Origin of the sequence: Pseudomonas sp. R1-1, from assembly GCF_051132135.1 — a bacterium.
In the GTDB taxonomy this organism is placed as follows: Bacteria; Pseudomonadota; Gammaproteobacteria; order Pseudomonadales; family Pseudomonadaceae; genus Aquipseudomonas.
Genome location: NZ_CP071663.1, coordinates 1,601,226 through 1,621,018 on the forward strand (window position 1 = coordinate 1,601,226; position 19,793 = coordinate 1,621,018).

Genomic DNA, 19,793 nt, shown 5'->3' on the forward strand with positions numbered 1-19,793 from the left:
GGTGTGCAGATTTTTTTTCGGTAATTTTTTGGCAACGGCGTTTTTGGTTGAAAAATGACCAGAAAAACGCTCGATTCACTACATCTAGTGTTTTGCAAGCCTTTTTGCCGACCTCAGACACAACTGAGCCCGACCGAAGTCGGGCTGGAATCGGGTCTCAGATCTGTGCTGAGCGATCCAATTCGGTGCAGTCTGATTCAGTTCGTGCAGCCGTTGCCCATGATGCTGTAACGCAGGATGTGGCGTTGGCCTTTGGAATCGTCGTATTCCATTTTTGCCGGTACCACTTCACAGACATTCGGGACTTCGCTCATCGAGACCACTTTGGCGATGTCCAGGTGAGTGGAGTACGTGTATTCCTCGACCACCGGTTGTTGCTGTGCAACATCAGTCGGGGTCTGGTCGGCCATGGCGGTTGCGCACAGGCTGCTGAGGACCAGGAACATTAAAGCTTTCATTTGCTGTTTACCTTTTTGAGGTCGAAAGGGGTCACGCAACCTTTTTGGGGTTGCGTGTGTAACGTCGGTGTTTGGATCTTTAATGCGAGAGCTGGATTAACGGCCTTCGTGGGGGCTGTAACGTTGTTAATCGCGTTTGCCGTGTTGGCGGAGTGAATTTTAAGGAGATGGGGCGAGGGTAAACAGAGCGGGTTTTGATAAACACTTTTGGCAGATTTGGTAACAATCGGTGGGAGTGGATTGTCTGGCGCACCGAGTTGTTTGCATCGCTTGCAGGCAAGCTCCCACAGGATTTTGCATATGCCCGAGAACTGTGGGAGCCAGCCTGCTGGCGATGGCAGTGGTTCAGGCAATGAAGATGTTGGCTGTGCTGGCCGGATCGCTTGCAGGCAAGCTCCCACAGGATTTTGCATATGCCCGAGAACTGTAGGAGCCAGCCTGCTGGCGATGGCAATGGTTCAGGCAATGAAGATGTTGGCTGTGCTGGCCGGATCGCTTGCAGGCAAGCTCCCACAGGGGATTCGCGGTGTTTGGGCGAGGTGCGTCAGCCTTTGAGAAGCGATGTCTGGATGTTTTGTAGGGGCTTGTTACTACCATCGTCGAATGGTTCTATGGGGCCCACCCGGCTACAACGGGGTCATACAAAAACAACTATTACACCGAGGTAGGAAAGATGAGTGCGGCTTCTCTGTATCCCGTTCGTCCCGAGGTTCTGGCCAATACGCTGACTGACGAGGCGACCTACAAAGCCATGTACCAACAGTCGGTCGTCAACCCTGACGGCTTCTGGCGCGAGCAAGCCCAGCGTCTGGACTGGATCAAGCCTTTCACCACGGTGAAACAGACGTCGTTCGACGATCACCACGTCGACATCAAGTGGTTTGCCGACGGCACCCTCAACGTTTCCTACAACTGCCTCGACCGTCATCTGGCCGAGCGCGGCGATCAGGTCGCAATCATCTGGGAAGGCGACGATCCTTCCGAGAGCCGCAACATCACCTATCGCGAACTGCACGAGCAAGTGTGCAAACTGGCCAACGCCCTGCGCGGTCAGGACGTGCACCGTGGCGACGTGGTGACCATTTATATGCCGATGATTCCCGAAGCCGTGGTCGCCATGTTGGCCTGCACCCGGATCGGCGCGATTCACTCGGTGGTGTTCGGTGGTTTCTCGCCGGAGGCCCTGGCCGGACGCATCATCGACTGCCGTTCGAAAGTGGTGATCACCGCCGACGAAGGCATTCGTGCCGGCAAGAAGATTTCCCTCAAGGCCAACGTCGATGACGCGCTGACCAACCCGGAAACCAGCAGCATCCAGAAAGTCATCGTCTGCAAGCGCACCGGTGGCGACATCAAGTGGAACCAGCATCGCGACATCTGGTACGAAGACCTGATGAAAGTGGCGGGCACCGTTTGCGCGCCGAAAGAGATGGGCGCCGAAGAAGCGCTGTTCATCCTTTATACCTCCGGCTCGACCGGCAAGCCGAAGGGCGTGCAGCACACCACTGGCGGTTATCTGCTGTATGCGGCGATGACCCACGAGCGCGTGTTCGACTACCGCCCGGGCGAAATTTACTGGTGCACCGCCGACGTCGGCTGGGTCACCGGCCACAGCTACATCGTCTACGGCCCGCTGGCCAATGGCGCGACCACGCTGCTGTTCGAAGGCGTGCCGAACTATCCGGACATCACCCGGGTGGCGAAGATCGTCGACAAGCACAAGGTCAATATTCTCTACACCGCGCCGACCGCGATCCGCGCGATGATGGCTTCCGGTCAGGCAGCCGTTGAGGGCGCCGATGGCAGCAGTCTGCGTCTGCTCGGTTCTGTCGGTGAGCCGATCAACCCGGAAGCGTGGGACTGGTACTACAAGAATGTCGGCAAGTCGCGTTGCCCGATCGTCGATACCTGGTGGCAGACCGAAACCGGCGGCAACATGATGAGCCCATTGCCGGGCGCGCATGCGCTGAAGCCTGGTTCGGCGGCACGGCCGTTCTTCGGTGTGGTGCCGGCGCTGGTCGACAATCTCGGCAACATCATCGAGGGCGAGGCCGAGGGCAATCTGGTCATTCTCGATTCCTGGCCGGGTCAGGCGCGCACGCTGTACGGCGATCACGATCGCTTCGTCGATACCTACTTCAAGACGTTCCGTGGCATGTACTTCACCGGTGACGGCGCGCGTCGCGATGCCGATGGTTACTACTGGATCACCGGGCGCGTGGATGATGTGCTCAACGTTTCCGGCCACCGCATGGGCACGGCCGAGATCGAGAGCGCGATGGTTGCGCACCCGAAAGTCGCCGAGGCCGCTGTGGTTGGTGTGCCGCATGACATCAAGGGTCAGGGTATTTATGTCTATGTGACCTTGAAGAATGGCGAGGAGCCGACCGAGCAACTGCGTCTGGAGCTGAAGAACTGGGTCCGTAAGGAAATCGGGCCGATCGCTTCGCCGGATGTAATCCAGTGGGCGCCGGGGCTGCCGAAGACCCGCTCGGGCAAGATCATGCGGCGGATTCTGCGCAAGATTGCCACGGCGGAATATGACGGCCTGGGCGATATCTCGACCCTGGCGGATCCGGGTGTGGTGCAGCATTTGATTGATACGCACAAGACCATGAATGTTGCTTAAGTAGCAGGTTGATGCGCTGAAAAGCCCTGTTCGGTGTAGGCCGGACAGGGCTTTTTTTGTGTCTGCAGGTTTTGTGCTGGTAGGGCTGGCCTCATCGCGAGCAGGCTCACTCCTGAAGCGGATCGTTCCCACGCTCCGCGTAGGAATGCCTCCACCGACGCTCTGCGTCGATTCTTGGGACGCAGAGCGTCCCTTGCTGCATTCCCACGCAGAGCGTGGGAACGATCATCTGGCCAATCAATAATTATCGACCTGCACCGCAGGACCTTTCCCGCTGTTACCCACCACAACCCAATGTGTAACCGCCCGCCCCGCAACGGGGCGATGGGAAACGCAACGCCCCATTCCAGAGCCTCAAAACCCCCGCTGAAAAATTAGACATAACGCTGCGCTTGCCGGATTAGAAGGGTTTGCGAATAATAGGCCCGCAATTTGCAGCATGGATCGGTTCACTGTCTTTCGCTCTTGCATGAAACTGCAAGGCTGTCAATGCGCTCAAGTCGCTTTCTCTGTGCATCTGTAATTAGTTGTCGCATTGAAGAAATATCGGCTTCGGGCCTGTCGTTAGAATGCCGATCACTCGCTCATCGTGGCTGACGTTGAAATCTTCGCCGGTTTCAACAGGAAATTTCCCACCGATGCAGCAACCGATTTCCTGATTCACCCATTCGCATATTGGGCTGTTGCTCACTCTGCCGTTTTTGCCCTTTACCGATGGAGTCCCAAGATGAAGAAACTTGTGCTGCTTGGCGCCCTGGCACTGTCCGTGCTGTCGCTGAATGCCGTCGCTGACGAAAAACCTGTGAAGATCGGCATCGAAGCGGCTTACCCGCCATTCGCCTCGAAAGCTCCGGACGGCAGCATCGTCGGTTTCGACTACGACATCGGCAACGCGCTGTGCGAAGAAATGAAGGTCAAGTGTGTGTGGGTCGAGCAAGAGTTCGACGGTCTGATCCCGGCGCTGAAAGTGCGCAAGATCGACGCGATCCTGTCGTCCATGTCGATCACCGAAGATCGCAAGAAGTCGGTCGACTTCACCAACAAGTACTACAACACCCCGGCACGTCTGGTGATGAAGGCCGGCACTCAGGTCAGCGAAGGTCTGGCTGAGCTCAAGGGCAAGAACATCGGCGTACAGCGCGGTTCGATCCATGAGCGTTTCGCTCGTGAAGTTCTCGCGCCGCTGGGTGCCGAGATCAAGCCGTACGGTTCGCAGAACGAGATCTACCTCGACGTGGCTGCCGGTCGTCTCGACGGTACCGTGGCTGACGCGACCCTGCTCGATGACGGCTTCCTGAAAACCGACGCCGGCAAAGGCTTCGCGTTCGTTGGCCCGGCGTTCACCGACGTCAAATACTTCGGCGACGGCGTAGGCATCGCGGTACGCAAGGGCGACGCCCTGAAAGACAAGATCAACAGCGCCATCGCGGCCATCCGCGAGAACGGCAAATACAAGCAAATCCAGGACAAGTACTTCGCCTTCGATATCTACGGCAAGTAACCCGTCTCTGCGACAAGTCCGAAATGGCGCAAGCAACAGAATCTCTGCGGTTTGCGCCATTTTTTCATCCCAACTTTCGAGGACCTGAATCATGTTGAAAGGCTACGGGGCTGTCATCCTCGATGGCGCATGGCTGACGCTTCAGCTCGCCTTGTCGTCCATGGCTCTGGCCATCGTTCTCGGGCTGATCGGTGTCGCGCTGCGCCTGTCGCCGGTGCGCTGGCTGGCCTGGCTGGGCGATCTGTATTCCACGGTGATCCGCGGGATTCCCGATCTGGTGCTGATCCTGCTGATTTTCTACGGCGGTCAGGACTTGCTCAACCGCGTCGCGCCGATGCTCGGCTATGACGATTACATCGACCTGAACCCGCTGGCCGCCGGTATCGGCACCCTCGGTTTCATCTTCGGTGCGTACCTGTCGGAAACCTTCCGCGGCGCGTTCATGGCGATCCCCAAAGGTCAGGCCGAAGCCGGCATGGCGTATGGCATGAGTAGTTTTCAGGTGTTCTTCCGGGTGATGGTGCCGCAGATGATTCGTCTGGCGATTCCCGGCTTCACCAACAACTGGCTGGTACTGACCAAGGCCACCGCGCTGATTTCCGTGGTCGGTCTGCAAGACATGATGTTCAAGGCCAAGCAGGCGGCGGATGCCACGCGTGAGCCTTTCACCTTCTTCCTCGCAGTGGCGGCGATGTACCTGGTGATCACCAGTGTTTCGTTGCTGATCCTGCGTCAACTTGAGAAGCGCTACTCGGTAGGCGTAAGGGCGGCTGATCTATGATCTTCGACTACAACGTCATTTGGGAGGCGCTGCCGCTGTACTTCGGCGGCCTGCTGACCACCCTCAAACTGCTCGCGCTGTCGCTGTTTTTCGGCTTGCTGGCGGCCCTGCCGCTGGGGCTGATGCGCGTCTCGAAGAACCCGATCGTCAACGGCGCCGCGTGGCTGTACACCTACGTGATCCGTGGCACGCCGATGCTCGTGCAACTGTTCCTGATCTATTACGGTCTGGCGCAGTTCGAAGCAGTACGCGAAAGCTTCCTGTGGCCGTGGCTGTCCAGTGCCACGTTCTGTGCGTGCCTGGCGTTTGCGGTCAACACCAGCGCCTACACCGCCGAGATCATCGCCGGCAGCCTCAAGGCCACGCCAAACGGTGAGATCGAAGCGGCCAAGGCCATGGGCATGTCGCGCTTCAAACTGTACAAACGCATCCTGCTGCCATCGGCCCTGCGCCGGGCCCTGCCGCAGTACAGCAACGAAGTGATCATGATGCTGCAGACCACCAGTCTGGCGTCGATCGTGACCCTGATCGACATCACTGGCGCGGCACGTACCGTCAACGCGCAGTTCTATCTGCCGTTCGAGGCGTATATCACCGCTGGCGTGTTCTACCTGTGCCTGACCTTCATTCTGGTCAAGCTGTTCAAGCTGGCCGAGCGTCGCTGGTTGAGCTACCTCGCGCCGCGGAAGCATTGATATGGAACGCATCGACCACGTGTTGCCGTGGAGCCACCTGGGCAGCGAGCGCAAGGTTTCGGTTTTTCGCTTTGGCCACGGCGAGCGCAAGGCCTACATCCAGGCCAGCCTGCACGCCGACGAACTGCCGGGCATGCGCACCGCCTGGGAGCTGAAAAAGCGCCTCGGCGAACTCGAAGCCCAAGGCTTGCTCAACGGTGTGATCGAGCTGGTGCCGGTCGCCAATCCGTTGGGGCTCGGGCAGTTGCTTCAAGGCAATCACCAGGGCCGTTTCGAGGCGGGCAGCGGCAAGAATTTCAACCGTGATTTCGTCGAGCTGAGCGCGCCGGTCGCCGCCGCGCTGGCCGACAAGCTCGGGGACGATCCACACGCCAATGTGCGGATGATCCGTCAGGCGATGGCCGATCATTTGGCCGCGCTGCCAGCCGCGAGCAGCCAGTTGCAAGGCATGCAGCGGGTATTGCTCAGCCATGCCTGCACTGCCGATGTGGTGCTCGATCTGCATTGCGATGCCGAAGCCGCGCTGCACATGTATGCCTTGCCGCAACACTGGCCGCAGTGGCGCTCGCTCGCCGCGCACCTGAACGTTAAGGTTGGCTTGCTCGCAGAAGACTCCGGCGGCAGCTCGTTCGACGAAGCCTGCTCGCTGCCGTGGCTGCGCCTGTCGCGGCAGTTCCCCGATGCGCAGATTCCGCTGGCGTGCCTGGCCACGACCATCGAACTGGGCGGTCAGGCCGATACCGGCCGCGCTGAAGCAGAGGCTTACGCTGAAGGCATTCTCGCCTTCCTCGCCGAGCAAGGGCTGATTACGGGCGAGTGGCCGAACCCGGCCTTTGAACCGTGCGAAGGCATGCCGTTCGAAGGCACTGAATTGTTGTTTGCGCCACACCCCGGTGTGGTGAGCTTTTTCCGCAAGCCCGGCGAATGGGTCGAGGCGGGCGAGGAGATTTTTGAGGTGATCGACCCTGTGGCCGATCGGGTCAGCACGGTGTGTGCTGGTACGTCCGGGGTGCTGTTTGCCATTGAACGGCTGCGTTATGCCCAACCCGGTTTCTGGCTGGCCAAGGTGGCGGGGCGCGAAGCGCTGCGTCACGGGCGCTTGCTCAACGACTGACTGACTGTTTTTGTGAGAACCGACCGCATGTACAAACTTGAAGTCCAAGACCTGCATAAACGCTATGGCAGTCACGAAGTGCTCAAGGGCGTGTCCCTGAAAGCGGCCGCCGGCGATGTGATCAGCATCATCGGCTCCAGTGGCTCCGGCAAAAGTACTTTTCTGCGTTGCATCAACCTGCTCGAGCAGCCGCACGCGGGCAAGATTCTGCTCAACAACGAAGAGCTGAAACTGGTCGCCAACAAGGACGGCGCGCTGAAAGCCGCTGATCCGAAGCAGCTGCAACGCATGCGTTCGCGCCTGTCGATGGTGTTCCAGCATTTCAACCTGTGGTCGCACATGACCGCGATTGAAAACATCATGGAAGCGCCGGTGCACGTGCTTGGCGTGCCCAAGTACGAAGCTCGCGAAAAAGCCGAGTACTACCTGAACAAGGTCGGCGTGGCCCATCGTAAAGATGCGTTCCCTGGGCACATGTCCGGTGGCGAGCAGCAGCGCGTGGCAATCGCTCGTGCGCTGGCGATGGAACCGGAAGTGATGCTGTTCGACGAGCCGACCTCGGCCCTCGACCCGGAACTGGTCGGCGACGTGCTGAAAGTCATGCAGGCGCTGGCGCAGGAAGGCCGGACCATGGTCGTGGTCACCCACGAAATGGGTTTTGCCCGCGAAGTGTCGAACCAATTGGTGTTCCTGCACAAAGGCGTCGTCGAAGAAAGCGGCAACCCGCGCGAAGTGCTGGTCAACCCGCAGTCGGAGCGTTTGCAGCAGTTCCTGTCCGGTAGCCTGAAATAAAACAGGGCTGCCGTTGTGCACTTCAATAGTGCATGCTTCGCAGCCCTTGGGGACAGACGAAGTCCCCTGTAGGAGTGAGCCTGCTCGCGATAGCGGTGTAACAGTCAACATCATGGTTGTCTGAAAGACCGCTATCGCGAGCAGGCTCACTCCTACAATGGATCTGCATTGTTTGCGATGTGTGTTCATTTACGGGCTAGCATTGGCCCATGCCTTCATCACCGTTGTTCGTTTCGGATTGCCCGCCCATGACTGCCCATCGAATTGGTTTCCTGATTTGGCCCAGCACTAAAGCGTTGACGCTGGCGCTGGCGGAGGAAGCCTTGCGTGTCGCTCAGCGTGTGCACCCGGACGTGGTCTACGAGTTGTCATTCCTGCAGGCCGAACCGCCGGCAGAAAGCGCCTGGCAATTACCCGGTGAAGCGTGGGCCGGCAAGCTCGAGAACTTCCAGAAACTGTTCCTGCTCGCTGACGAGCCGCCGACCACACTGGCGCCGGCGCTGAGCAGTGCGCTCAAGCAACTGGTGCGTGCCGGTTGCGTGATCGGCGGTTTGTCGGCCGGTGTCTACCCATTGGCCCAGCTCGGTTTGCTTGACGGCTACCGCGCTGCGGTGCACTGGCGCTGGCAGGACGATTTCGCCGAACGCTTCCCGAAAGTCATCGCCACCAGTCATCTGTTCGATTGGGATCGCGATCGCCTGACCGCCTGCGGTGGCATGTCGGTGCTCGACCTGCTGCTGGCGGTACTGGCGCGTGATCACGGCGCGGAACTGGCCGGTGCGGTGTCCGAAGAACTGGTGGTCGAGCGCATTCGCGAAGGCGGCGAACGTCAGCGCATTCCGTTGCAGAACCGACTCGGCTCCAGTCATCCGAAGCTCACCCAGGCGGTGTTGCTGATGGAAGCCAACATCGAAGAACCGCTGACCACCGACGAAATCGCCCAGCACGTGTGCGTATCGCGGCGCCAGTTGGAGCGGATCTTCAAGCAGTACCTCAACCGCGTGCCGAGCCAGTACTACCTGGAACTGCGCCTGAACAAGGCCCGGCAGATGTTGATGCAGACCAGCAAGTCGATCATCCAGATCGGCCTGTCGTGTGGCTTCTCCTCGGGGCCGCATTTCTCCAGCGCCTACCGCAACTTCTTCGGTGCCACGCCGCGGGAAGATCGCAACCAGCGGCGAAGCAGCAGCCCGTTCGAATTGTCGTCAGTCCCGCCTGAGCGAGGCTGACTGAGAGTTCAGCTACGGCCGGTCGGCGGGAGCTCCTCGCCATCGGAAAAATCCGAGTCCACAAAGTCGTCCAGTTCGTGCATGCCGTAAGCACTCGGTATCCGCGCCTCGAGATTGCGCTCGCCCAGCGCCGTGTTGTAACTGTCCAGGCGCTGCTGACTTTCCGCCGTCAATGGATTTGCGCTGAAATCGTACTCGGTCAGCATGATGTCGGGACGCGAAGGGAATCCCAGAGGCAACCGCTTGATTCTGTTATTCGACAGGTCCGCCTTTCTTAACCGAGTGAGCCTGAACAAGCCCGCAGGTGGCCTGGTCAGGCCGGTGCTGCGCAGGTTCAGCACCTGAAGGTCGGGAAAATGGATCATGTCGGGGACTGTCCCGAGTCGGTTGTTATGACTCAGATCCAAAGAGCCAAGGTTTTTCAGGGCTGCGAACCCTTCGGCGGTCAGCGGCGTGATCATGAGCTCGCAACCCGACAGATTCAGGCTGCTCAGTGTTTCGAGGCGAAAGATCGCCGGCGGAATGCGGCGTAACGGGTAATCACGCATATCCAGCACTCTGAGCCGGGGAAACAACGCCAGCAAGGCATCGACTGGCGGGGGCGTGCTTGCCGTTGAGGTCAGACGCAGCTGGTCGATGTAGTCAAAGCGACCCGCCATTTGCGGCAGCTCGCCGGTGAAGGACAGGTCGCAGGTGAAGTCGCCGTCCAGGGCATTGACCGGGTAGTGGCGCAGGCGTTTTTCCAGATTGTCCTTGAAGCGCCGGCGCTGCGTGACTTGCCCGCGCGGTGGCTCATTTTCCGGCACACCGTGGGTAATCGGACCTTCGGGCGCCGCATTCACCCAAGTCTCAAGTTTGTTAAGCAGCGTGCTGAGCTCAGTGTGCCGACGCAGCAGCTCGGTGCGCCCGTCCGTCAATGTCCCGGGCAAACGATAGATCAGGTTATTGGCGTCGAAACCGCTCAGTCGGGGATACAGCGTCTGGGCCAGATCAATGTCGGCCTGTTCGACCCAGACGCCAAAGTTGTCGCCTTTGACCAGGTAGCATGCCTTGATCTGTTCGCGCGAAGTCGCCGACAGCGGATTGGAGCCTACATCGATGCCGCGGTTGGCATACGCCGCCAGTAAGTCGGGCAATTCGATGATGTTGTTGTCGCTCAGCAGCGCCGTTTGCAAGTGCGGGAGTTGGTCCAACCCGGTGGGAACACGGTCGATCCCTGTACGAATCAGGTCGATGAACCTCAGATTCACCAGTGCCGAGGCATCGGGCGTCTGGCCCAGTGGATTATTGAAAAGATCCAGCGACGTCAGGCGGCTCAGTGTCGACAGGGTGGATTGCCCGGCCGCATCGAGGGTGATGTTGCACCGGCTCATCATCAGCGTTTCAAGCGCTGGCATGCTTTCGAGCGCTCGCGGGATTCGGCCCAGAGCGAACCCGGGCAACTCGAGACCTTCCAGGCCAGTGAAGCAATCGAGAAAGCCATCGGGAACCGTCAAGTGTGGATTGCCTTGAATTTCCAGGTGGGTTATCTGGCTGAAGTCAGCGCTGAGCTCGGGCAATTCGCCAGCAAACGCAGCCTTGGCTTTGAATATTTCCGCACGTAGATCCGGCACATCGATGCGACTGCCGCGCCAGAGTCCTTCGAGGTCTTCCTTGAACCGGGACCGCGCATCCAGCTGTGCGGCGCGCTGCTCGGCATTCCACAGTTGACCTGGCGTCGGATCATGACTCGGTACGCGCTCCTGCCATGCCGTAAGGTCGCTGAGCAACTGGGTGATTTCAGTTTCCCAGTTCATCAATTGCGAACTGCCTGCCTGCAATGTGCCGGGCAGGCGATAGATCATGTCGCCGGCCATGTAGTCGGTCAGGTGCGGAAACACTCTGCGCGCCCTCGCGACATCGTTCGCCGCGGGCGTGATGCCGAAGTTGCGATGATGTTGGGCGTAGTAAGCCTTGATACGCTCCCGAGCCGCCACAGAAAGCGGATTACCAGCCAGACGCACACCGTCAGCACGATTGGGGGTGAGGCTGAAAAGTGCCTCCGGCAATTCACTGATGTGGTTGTTGTTGAGGTGCACCGTCTGCAGTGCCGGGTGTTCGGCGATGCCGTCAGGCACGGCTGTCAGACCGCTATTGAGCAGAAAGACATCCTGCACTGCGGGAAGCGTCTGCAGATCGGGGGCCACGGTCAACGGGTTGTTGATCAAATCCAGACGCGTAAGCGTGCGCAGCGACTTCAGCACGTCATAGCCCGCTGAGGTGTGGCTTATCGCGCAGCTGTCCAGGCGCAGCTTCTTGAGACTGCGCAGTTGGCCGATGAAGGCAGGTATTTCATTCAGTGCAAAATCCTTCATTTGCAAGGTGTGGAGTTCGGGAAACAACGCCACGAACTCCCCGATGCCATCGATCGCTGCGTTGCCGGTCAGTCTCAGGCTTGCGACATGACTGAAGTCGACGCTCAGGCGAGGCAACTGGCCAACGAACGTCAGATCTGCGGTAAAGGACAGGCTGCGCTGGCCGGTCTCGCTGGAGGTCTGGCGCCAGAACGTCTCCAGGTCTTGCTTGAATGCCGATCGTGCCGAGCGCTGGCATGCGCGCTCAATGTCGGTCGGCGCACGCCCCGTGGCCGGATCTGTGGATGGGGTTGCCATTACCCAGCGGTCGAGGTCGAGTTGCATCTGCGCCCGCTCCGCTTGCCAGCGCAGCAGTTGTGTGCGACCGGTGGCCAGATTGCCCGGCAAGTCATAGATCAGGTCGCTGGCCTCTTGCTCATCCAGCTCCGGGAACAATTGCCGGGTCAGGCTGACGTCCTGGTCCGCGGCTCTGACTTCAAAATCCTGTTGATGGGTGCGGAAGTAGGTTTTGATTTTTTCCCGTGTTTCGGTTGATAGCGGATTGTCGGAAAAATACAGGCCGTCACTGCGTTCTGCAGGCAGCTCGAATATCGCGTCGGGCAGGTGTGTAAGGCGATTGCCAGTCAATACCGCAGTGCGCAGTTGCGGATGGCTGGCCAGACCTGGCGGAACAACGGTGAGTCCGCTGTTGGACAGGTCGATGAATGTGAGCGCAGGCAACAGGTTCAGATCGGGGAAAGTCCCCAGGGGATTGTCACTCAGATTCAGCGTCTGCAAAGCGTTCAGCGAAACCAGTTCGGCCTGATGTTCGGGCGTCATCACCACGCCGCAGTTCTTCAGCTTCAGATCGGTCAACTGGGGCAAATTCCTCCCGGGCAGGGAGTCAGTGCTCAGATCAAAGCCATTGAGGCTCAGCGAGACTAGATTCGGGAAGGCGTCCACGAAGGGCAAGCTCGCCGAAATATCGGCGCTGCCGGTCAGTTTGAGTCGCAAGACATGCTCGAAATTGGCGCTGAGCACAGGCATGTCTCCGCTGAACTCGGCCGTTGCTTCAAATTCTCCGCTGCGGGTGAATTGATCGCGGCTACGCCAGAAGCGCTCGAGTTGCTGCGCAAAGGCGCGCCGGGCATTGAGTTCAAGCGTCTGCTCAGCGTGAGGCAGGCGTTCACCCGTTTCGAGGTGAGAGGTGGCGGCCTTATTGATCCATTGGCTGAGCTCCAGTTTCAACTGATTGACCTCGGTTTCCCAGACTGTCAATTGCGCGCGACCTTCAGCCAGTGTTCCGGGCAAGCGGTACAGCAGGGCGGTGGCCTGGTCCTCCTCGAGCGCTGGAAACAATGCAGTGGTGCGCTGCAGGTCTGCCCGCTCCGGGCGGACGCCGAAATGCCTGCCGGTAGCGCCATGGAAGCGTTTCACGCGTTCGCGTGCGGCGGGCGTCAAAGGGTTGTCCGCGAAGGTGAAACCATCGCTCAGCGAGGGCGGCAGCTTGAAAAACGCGTCTGGCACGGTGGTCATTCGATTGCCGTCGAACTGGCCGGAGATCAATCGGGGATGGTGCAGCAGGTCGTCGGGCAGGCTGTGAATGCCGGTGTTGGACAAGTTGACGTAACGCAGCGAAGGCATCGTGTGCAGATCGGGCGGTAATCCCAGGGCGTTGCCCGCAAGATCGAGAATGGTCAGCTGTGGCATGGAAGCCAGCACCGACTGCGTGGTGATCGTCAGGCTGAGCCCGCATTTGCGCATTCGCAGTTCGCGCAGCGATGGCATTGAAGTCAACACCTGTGGCAGCGCCGGCAATTTCAAGTTGCGTGCATCAAGCATCTGCAAGTGGGGAAAGTGCTGAAGAAAGCCTTCCAGAGAGCCCGGCGTGGCGCTGCCATCCAGGGTCAGCGCGGTGATATGGCTGAGGTCGGCCGACAGCGCCGGCAAGTCGCCGATGATCGGGTGTACAAGCCGCAGGGCGTGACCGGTTGCCATGCCGTATTGATTGATCGCGGTCGGGTATTCGCGGCGCCAGCCCTTGAGGATTTCTTCCCTGAGCAAGCGGCGGTTCTGGATTTCGACGCGCTGTTGCAGCGATGTCAGCGCCGCGCCGGTATCGGGATGCCTGGCGGGCGGATCGTTGGCCCAGATGTGCAGGTCGTTTTGCAATTGCAGGTAATCGTTCTGCAGTCGCTGAATCTCCCCGCGCGGGCCGGATGCACTGGCGCGCATCTCTTGCGCCAATGCGCGAATTTGCTGTTCGGTCATCCGCGGGTAAAGTGCGCGAATATCCTGCTGATGGGCGCGCGCAACATTGTTCAGGCTTTCAGTGCGGTCAACCCGAGAAAAACCGTCGCTGCCCAACAGACGTAACGTGTCGGTTATCGGTGGCTGAATGGGCGCTTCATGCAGCACGACGCGCAGCTCTTGACGCTCCAGCCTGTGTTGGCGAATGGCGGCCTTCAGGTTCTGGCCCTGGCCAATTCCGATGTTGAGGCTGGCGCGTTCACTGTCGGGCAGCGCGTACAGCACGCTGGAATAGAAGTCGCTGAGCGAGTGCAGTTCCTGGCCACGGTCATCGAAGGCTTGATAGCGCTGGTCATCGCTGCGCACCAAGACCTTTTTCTCGAGGGCGTCTTCGCGACCAATGCTGTCAACGACCGGCCCTTCATAGCGACCGTCGCGGATTTCGATGCGCACATCGCCGCTCCAGCCCGGCAGCAATTTGAGACTGTGCAGCGCCAGCGAGTCGGAATCGGGATTATTCACCGAGCCAAGCTCAAGCCCCTCATAGGCGCGGGACACGCGCACTTCCTGACTGGCCAGTTGCATCAGTTCCTGCTGACGCGCTGGCAGTTGCCCCTCGTTGATTTGCAGCAGTTCGTTGCCGGTGGCGGTTTCGAGCAGTTCGCGGGTGACGCTCGCCGGCAGGTCGGGGTTGTGAGCCTTGAGCTGTTGCGCCAGCGGATCGTCAATGTGTTGCAACGCTTGATAGCGCGATTCGAACAGCGCACTTCGGTGGGTCTTCGCGAGGCCGACCAATTGCTTGCGCAGGGTCTGGGTGCGAATGTCCAAGGGCGGCTTGGCGGTAAAGGGTTCGGCGAGCAGCGCCTTGATTTGCGCTTCGTCGAGAGTGGTAAGCAAAGTCTTCAACAGGTCGCCGCCGATCAACTGGTCCTGGCGCAGCTCGGTCAGGGGCAGGCTTGCGTCCGCGCTGGACTGCCAGAGCAGCGCACCGTTGCGATCGATCAGGCGCAGGCGCTGCTCACTCGGCCAGCGACCATGTTCGCTGAGCAACTGCAATTGGGTGACCTGATCGGCGCGTAGAAAATCTTCAGCTACATCACTGTGGAGCTGATCGATAAAGCGCTGCAACTGCTGATCGATCTTGAAGCGCTGGATGCTGTCGGCCAGTAGCGGCGGGACCTTTTCCTGATTGACGTGCATCTTGCGCAAGGCATCTTCGCTGCTGCCGCTGACCTGAAGAATGGTTTCGCGCTCGGCCGGGGTAAAACCTTCAACCGCAGGGCCGATGCGTCGCAGAGCGGTTTCGCCGTCCCATTGCATGGGTTGTTCGAGTTCGGTGTGCCAGGCACCGTCGCCGTTGTGCCGCAGCACCGGCTGGTACGCATCGGGGCGGGTCGGATGTTCGATACGGTACTGCCCGGGCACCTCATGTTCTTTTACCAAAAAATGCGCCTCTTCGAGAGGCAGCAGTTGCCTGCCCTGATGCGGGTGCAGGCCCCGTTCATTCGGTTGGGCTTCTGCTGGCGGCCTGGCGGGATGTTTGTAGCGCTCGAGATCCGGCTCCCAGTAGCGGGTTTCGCCGTTGGCCAGCTTCACCGGTTTGAAGCGATCAATGAACGCCACCACTTCCTTGGGCAAGACCTTGCGAAACTCGCCCGATGCAATCGCGCCGCCCACGGCAAACATGCCCAGCTGGATTATCGATTCAACGGTGCCCATCAAATGCCCGAACGCTTCGGTGTTACGGCCCTGGCCCCATTCGACGATGCCCTCGAACACTTCGTCGAGCATCTGATAAGCCATGTACGCCATCATCGCTTCGCCCAGCACCGGCACAAACGGCGCGACGATCAGTGCAGCGGTCTGGGCGATCGTGGAAATGATTTCGATCACCGAGTCCCAAAACGCCCAGCGCGCCTTTTGGTCGACGACTGCGGTGGGCACGGCGATGGAGCGGGCGTCGTTGAAGACCTTGTTCAGTTTCGCCTGATGCAGGTGCTGCCAGATGTCGTCATGGAAGGGCGCCAGCGCCGTCTGCAGATCGGGCCGGTCTACCGGCGCTTCGCGCCAGGCCGGCAGGGAACTGCCGGGTTCATGCGGTTGCCACTTGATTTCGCTGAGACGGCTGTTGAGGGTGCTGATGAAGTACCCGCGTTGCTCGTGACTGACGAAACGGCTGAAGAAGCGCTGGTAATCCTTCGAGCGCAGCTGACGCGTCAGTTCGACGATCATTTCCAGCGGCGAGGTGTACTCCTTGAACGGATGTTCGGGGTCATCCGGGACATACGCCACGACCCGCGCATTGTTTTGTGAGAGGTACAGGTCGGGGGCGAACACGACGATGCCGGTCAGCGGTGCGCAGAGCATGCTCATGTCATGACAGAGCAAAGGCGCGCCGTTTACATAGAGGCCTTTCATACCATCAAGCAGGGCCTCGACCAGGCGCACGGCACTTTCCGATACATCGCGGTTCATTCGCGCCCACTGCAGGGCCGCTTTCATAGCGGTTTTCTCGCTAGCGTCGAGTTTGTTGCGCAGCACCGTGGCGACCATCGGATCGGAATAGCCGAGGTTGTCTTCCAGGCTGGCTTTGTATTTCGCGCCGATGTCCAGCCGCCGGCACAACTGGGTGAAGGCGGGGACGCTCAGTCGGGCTTTGATCGCGGGCAGGGTTTCGAATTGCCCGGTCGGCGTCGGCGCCGTGGTGAATGTCGATTGCGCCTCGAAGGCGTTGTCGTAGGTTTCCCGATCTTCGAAGTTATGCAGCGCCGCCTCCAGCAGGGAAACGCTCCAGACCCGCGCGCCGGTCTTGATCGGGAACAGCGGGGTGGTCGCCGGGATGTACAGGCGCACGAAGGTGTTTCTGACATCCAGGTCCAGATCGAAACAGCTTTTCAGTTCGGCCTTGAGCAAGGGCTCGGCGAAGGCCGCAGCGTCCTGTAGATGCTCCAGCGCTTTATCGACCTGGCTCTGCGCATCAATGTGCGCGCCAGTGAGGCTTTTCATTAGCGCGTGCTGTTCGGCGGGGGCCGACTTGAGCGCATCGGGCAGCAGCGGGACGCTGTTCTTCAGTGCTTCGCGCCTTGTTGCGGAGGCGTTGCCCAGCCACTGCGGGATTGCCTCTTTGAGCGGTTGATAATGTTCATCCGCATGTTGCTCGTTGTTTGTGTCAGCAGCGGTGACGGATGGGTGTGCTTGCGACAAATGCATGGCCATTCCTTGGCGTCGGTAAGAACCCCCAGCAAACCAGCAGAGCGCGCCCTTCGTGCGGTACATATTTATATCTTTGGCGCGGGGCTGACTTGCTATTCTGCGCGGCCTGCCGCAAATCGGCCGCGCCCGGTAAACTGCGCCTTTGCGACGGTATATGTCGCATTGCCGTAAACCCGGGAAAATCCGGGGTTTGCGCTATAAGAAGTTGTCGCTTGGCGGCAAGGCCGGGCACAAAACTGTCCTTACAATCCCCCCAATCGCTCGCCAGTTTCCGGCGAGTGTTCCTTTTCAGGAGACTCCGATGTCCGTTGAGCACGCTGCGGTACAACGCGCCGATTTCGACCAGGTAATGGTTCCCAACTACGCGCCTGCCGCTTTCATTCCGGTGCGTGGCGCCGGTTCCCGGGTCTGGGATCAGGCCGGCCGCGAGCTGATCGACTTCGCCGGCGGGATTGCCGTCAACGTATTGGGCCACGCGCACCCGGCGCTGGTCGGTGCCTTGACCGAGCAGGCCAACAAGCTGTGGCATGTGTCCAACGTGTTCACCAACGAGCCGGCGCTGCGCCTGGCGCACAAGCTGATTGACGCCACGTTCGCCGAGCGTGCGTTCTTCTGCAACTCCGGCGCCGAGGCCAACGAGGCCGCATTCAAGCTGGCCCGTCGCGTCGCGTTCGACCGCTTCGGCAGCGAGAAGTACGAAATCATCGCCGCGCTGAACAGCTTCCACGGCCGTACCCTGTTCACCGTCAACGTCGGTGGCCAGTCGAAGTACTCCGACGGTTTCGGCCCGAAAATCACCGGTATCACCCACGTTCCCTACAATGATCTGGCGGCGCTGAAAGCGGCGGTGTCTGACAAGACCTGCGCGGTCGTGCTCGAACCGATCCAGGGCGAGGGCGGCGTGCTGCCGGCCGAACTGGCTTACCTGCAAGGCGCCCGTGAATTGTGCGACGCGAACAACGCGCTGCTGGTGTTCGACGAAGTGCAGACCGGCATGGGCCGCAGCGGCAAGCTGTTCGCCTACCAGCATTACGGCGTGACCCCGGACATCCTCACCAGCGCCAAGAGCCTGGGCGGCGGTTTCCCGATCGCGGCGATGCTGACTACCGAAGCGCTGGCCAAGCATTTGGTCGTTGGCACTCACGGCACCACTTACGGCGGCAACCCGCTGGCCTGCGCGGTGGCGGAAGCGGTGATCGATGTGGTCAACACGCCAGAAGTGTTGAACGGTGTGAACGCCAAGCATGACAAGTTCAAGTCGCGTCTGGAGCAGATCGGCGCCAAATACGGCCTGTTCACTCAGGTGCGTGGCCTCGGTCTACTGATCGGTTGCGTGCTCAACGACGCCTGGAAAGGCAAGGCCAAAGACATCTTCAACGCCGCTGAAAAAGAAGGCCTGATGATCCTCCAGGCTGGCCCGGACGTGATCCGCTTCGCCCCGAGCCTGGTGGTCGAAGACACCGATATCGATGCCGGTCTCGACCGCTTCGAACGCGCCGCTGCTGCACTGACGCAAGCTTGATGGACCCGTCGACGCCCGACGATACGGGCGTCGATCAAATTTTGTTCCAGACTGGATCAAATGTGGGAGCCAGCCTGCTGGCGATGGGGGCCTGACAGCCAACATCTTTGTTGTCTGACACGACGCCATCGCTAGCAGGCTAGCTCCCACAGTTGACTCTGAGTTGAATCAGAGACAGTTCGGGATATTTACTTCTGTGATTTTTTTGAAGAGAAAAGGAGTGACACCATGCTGGTGATGCGCCCCGCGCAAATGGCTGATCTGGGCGAGGTACAGCGTCTGGCTGCGGACAGCCCGATTGGTGTCACTTCCTTGCCGGATGACGTGGAACGTCTGAGCGACAAGATCGCCGCGAGCGAAGCGTCGTTTGCTGCCGAAGTGAGCTTCAACGGTGAGGAAAGCTATTTCTTCGTCCTCGAAGATTCCGCCACCGGCAAGCTGGTCGGTTGCTCGGCCATTGTCGCTTCGGCCGGTTATTCGGAGCCGTTCTACAGCTTCCGCAACGAGACCTTCGTCCACGCCTCGCGCGAGCTGAAGATCCACAACAAGATCCACGTGCTCTCGCAGTGCCACGACCTGACCGGCAACAGCTTGCTGACCAGTTTCTACGTGCAGCGCGAGCTGGTCGGATCGCCCTGGGCCGAGCTCAATTCCCGTGGCCGTCTGCTGTTCGTCGCCAGCCACCCGGAGCGTTTTGCCGATTCGGTGGTGACCGAGATCGTCGGTTACAGCGATGAAAACGGTGACTCGCCGTTCTGGGATGCCATCGGGCGCAACTTCTTCGACCTCAACTACGCCGAAGCCGAACGCCTGTGCGGGCTGAAAAGCCGCACGTTCCTCGCCGAGCTGATGCCGCATTACCCGATCTACGTGCCGCTGCTGCCGGACTCCGCGCAAGAAGCGATGGGCCAGGTGCACCCGCGGGCGCAGATCACCTTCGACATCCTGATGCGCGAAGGCTTCGAGACCGATCACTACATCGACATTTTCGACGGTGGCCCGACCCTGCACGCCCGGGTTTCCGGGATCCGCTCGATCGCCCAGAGCCGTGTGGTGCCGGTGAAGATCGGCGAGCCGGTCAAAGGTGCGGGGCGCCAGTATCTGGTGGCCAATGCGCAGTTGCAGGATTACCGCGCAGTGTTGCTCGAGCTGGATTACGCGCCGGGCAAACCGGTGACTCTGGATCTGGAAGCGGCCGAAGCCCTGGGCGTCGGTGAAGGTGCCAGCGTGCGCCTGGTGGCGGTTTAACGCCTTAGCGAGTTTCACGGGTGGCGCG

11 protein-coding genes are annotated in these 19,793 nt (G+C 60.0%); 9 read left to right on the plus strand and 2 right to left on the minus strand.

Annotation, left to right across the window (positions count from 1 at the left end; genetic code table 11):
- Positions 1-197: 197 nt before the first annotated feature.
- Complete coding sequence (locus J3P75_RS07365; protein WP_203419157.1) at positions 198-458, minus strand: DUF2790 domain-containing protein; 261 nt, start codon at positions 456-458, stop codon at positions 198-200.
- Positions 459-1,131: 673 nt separating this feature from the next.
- Here J3P75_RS07365 and acs point away from each other — a divergent pair.
- From acs to argR, 7 genes are all read left to right on the plus strand, one after another.
- Positions 1,132-3,087 (plus strand): acetate--CoA ligase, encoded by a 1,956-nt coding sequence (gene acs, locus J3P75_RS07370; RefSeq protein WP_090285423.1) that lies wholly within the window; start codon positions 1,132-1,134, stop codon positions 3,085-3,087.
- Positions 3,088-3,814: 727 nt separating this feature from the next.
- Positions 3,815-4,588 (plus strand): ABC transporter substrate-binding protein, encoded by a 774-nt coding sequence (locus J3P75_RS07375; RefSeq protein ID WP_090285420.1) that lies wholly within the window; start codon positions 3,815-3,817, stop codon positions 4,586-4,588.
- 91 nt (positions 4,589-4,679) lie between these two features.
- Positions 4,680-5,369: an ABC transporter permease gene (locus J3P75_RS07380; RefSeq protein ID WP_007912702.1), complete on the plus strand. Its 690-nt coding sequence runs from the start codon at positions 4,680-4,682 to the stop codon at positions 5,367-5,369.
- Complete coding sequence (locus tag J3P75_RS07385) at positions 5,366-6,064, plus strand: ABC transporter permease (RefSeq protein ID WP_101155916.1); 699 nt, start codon at positions 5,366-5,368, stop codon at positions 6,062-6,064. Before J3P75_RS07380 ends, J3P75_RS07385 begins: the two co-directional genes overlap by 4 nt.
- A 1-nt stretch (position 6,065) precedes the next feature.
- The gene (locus tag J3P75_RS07390; RefSeq protein WP_434709799.1) at positions 6,066-7,178 is read left to right on the plus strand and encodes a succinylglutamate desuccinylase/aspartoacylase family protein; all 1,113 of its coding nucleotides are present in this window, start codon (positions 6,066-6,068) and stop codon (positions 7,176-7,178) included.
- A gap of 27 nt (positions 7,179-7,205) precedes the next feature.
- Entirely contained in the window at positions 7,206-7,970 is a 765-nt protein-coding gene (locus J3P75_RS07395; RefSeq protein ID WP_007912705.1) for an ABC transporter ATP-binding protein, read from the plus strand.
- 248 nt (positions 7,971-8,218) lie between these two features.
- Entirely contained in the window at positions 8,219-9,199 is a 981-nt protein-coding gene (gene argR, locus J3P75_RS07400; RefSeq protein WP_434709800.1) for a transcriptional regulator ArgR, read from the plus strand.
- Positions 9,200-9,207: 8 nt separating this feature from the next.
- Here the strand turns inward: argR and J3P75_RS07405 are convergent, their stop codons facing one another.
- Complete coding sequence (locus J3P75_RS07405; protein WP_434709801.1) at positions 9,208-16,992, minus strand: dermonecrotic toxin domain-containing protein; 7,785 nt, start codon at positions 16,990-16,992, stop codon at positions 9,208-9,210.
- Positions 16,993-17,296: 304 nt separating this feature from the next.
- Here J3P75_RS07405 and J3P75_RS07410 point away from each other — a divergent pair, with 304 nt between their 5' ends.
- Both J3P75_RS07410 and aruF read left to right on the plus strand, forming a co-directional pair.
- Positions 17,297-18,517, plus strand: coding sequence for an aspartate aminotransferase family protein (locus J3P75_RS07410; RefSeq protein ID WP_434709802.1), 1,221 nt, complete (start codon positions 17,297-17,299; stop codon positions 18,515-18,517).
- Positions 18,518-18,745: 228 nt separating this feature from the next.
- Positions 18,746-19,765 (plus strand): arginine/ornithine succinyltransferase subunit alpha, encoded by a 1,020-nt coding sequence (gene aruF / locus J3P75_RS07415; RefSeq protein WP_059404897.1) that lies wholly within the window; start codon positions 18,746-18,748, stop codon positions 19,763-19,765.
- The last annotated feature ends 28 nt before the right edge of the window (positions 19,766-19,793 follow it).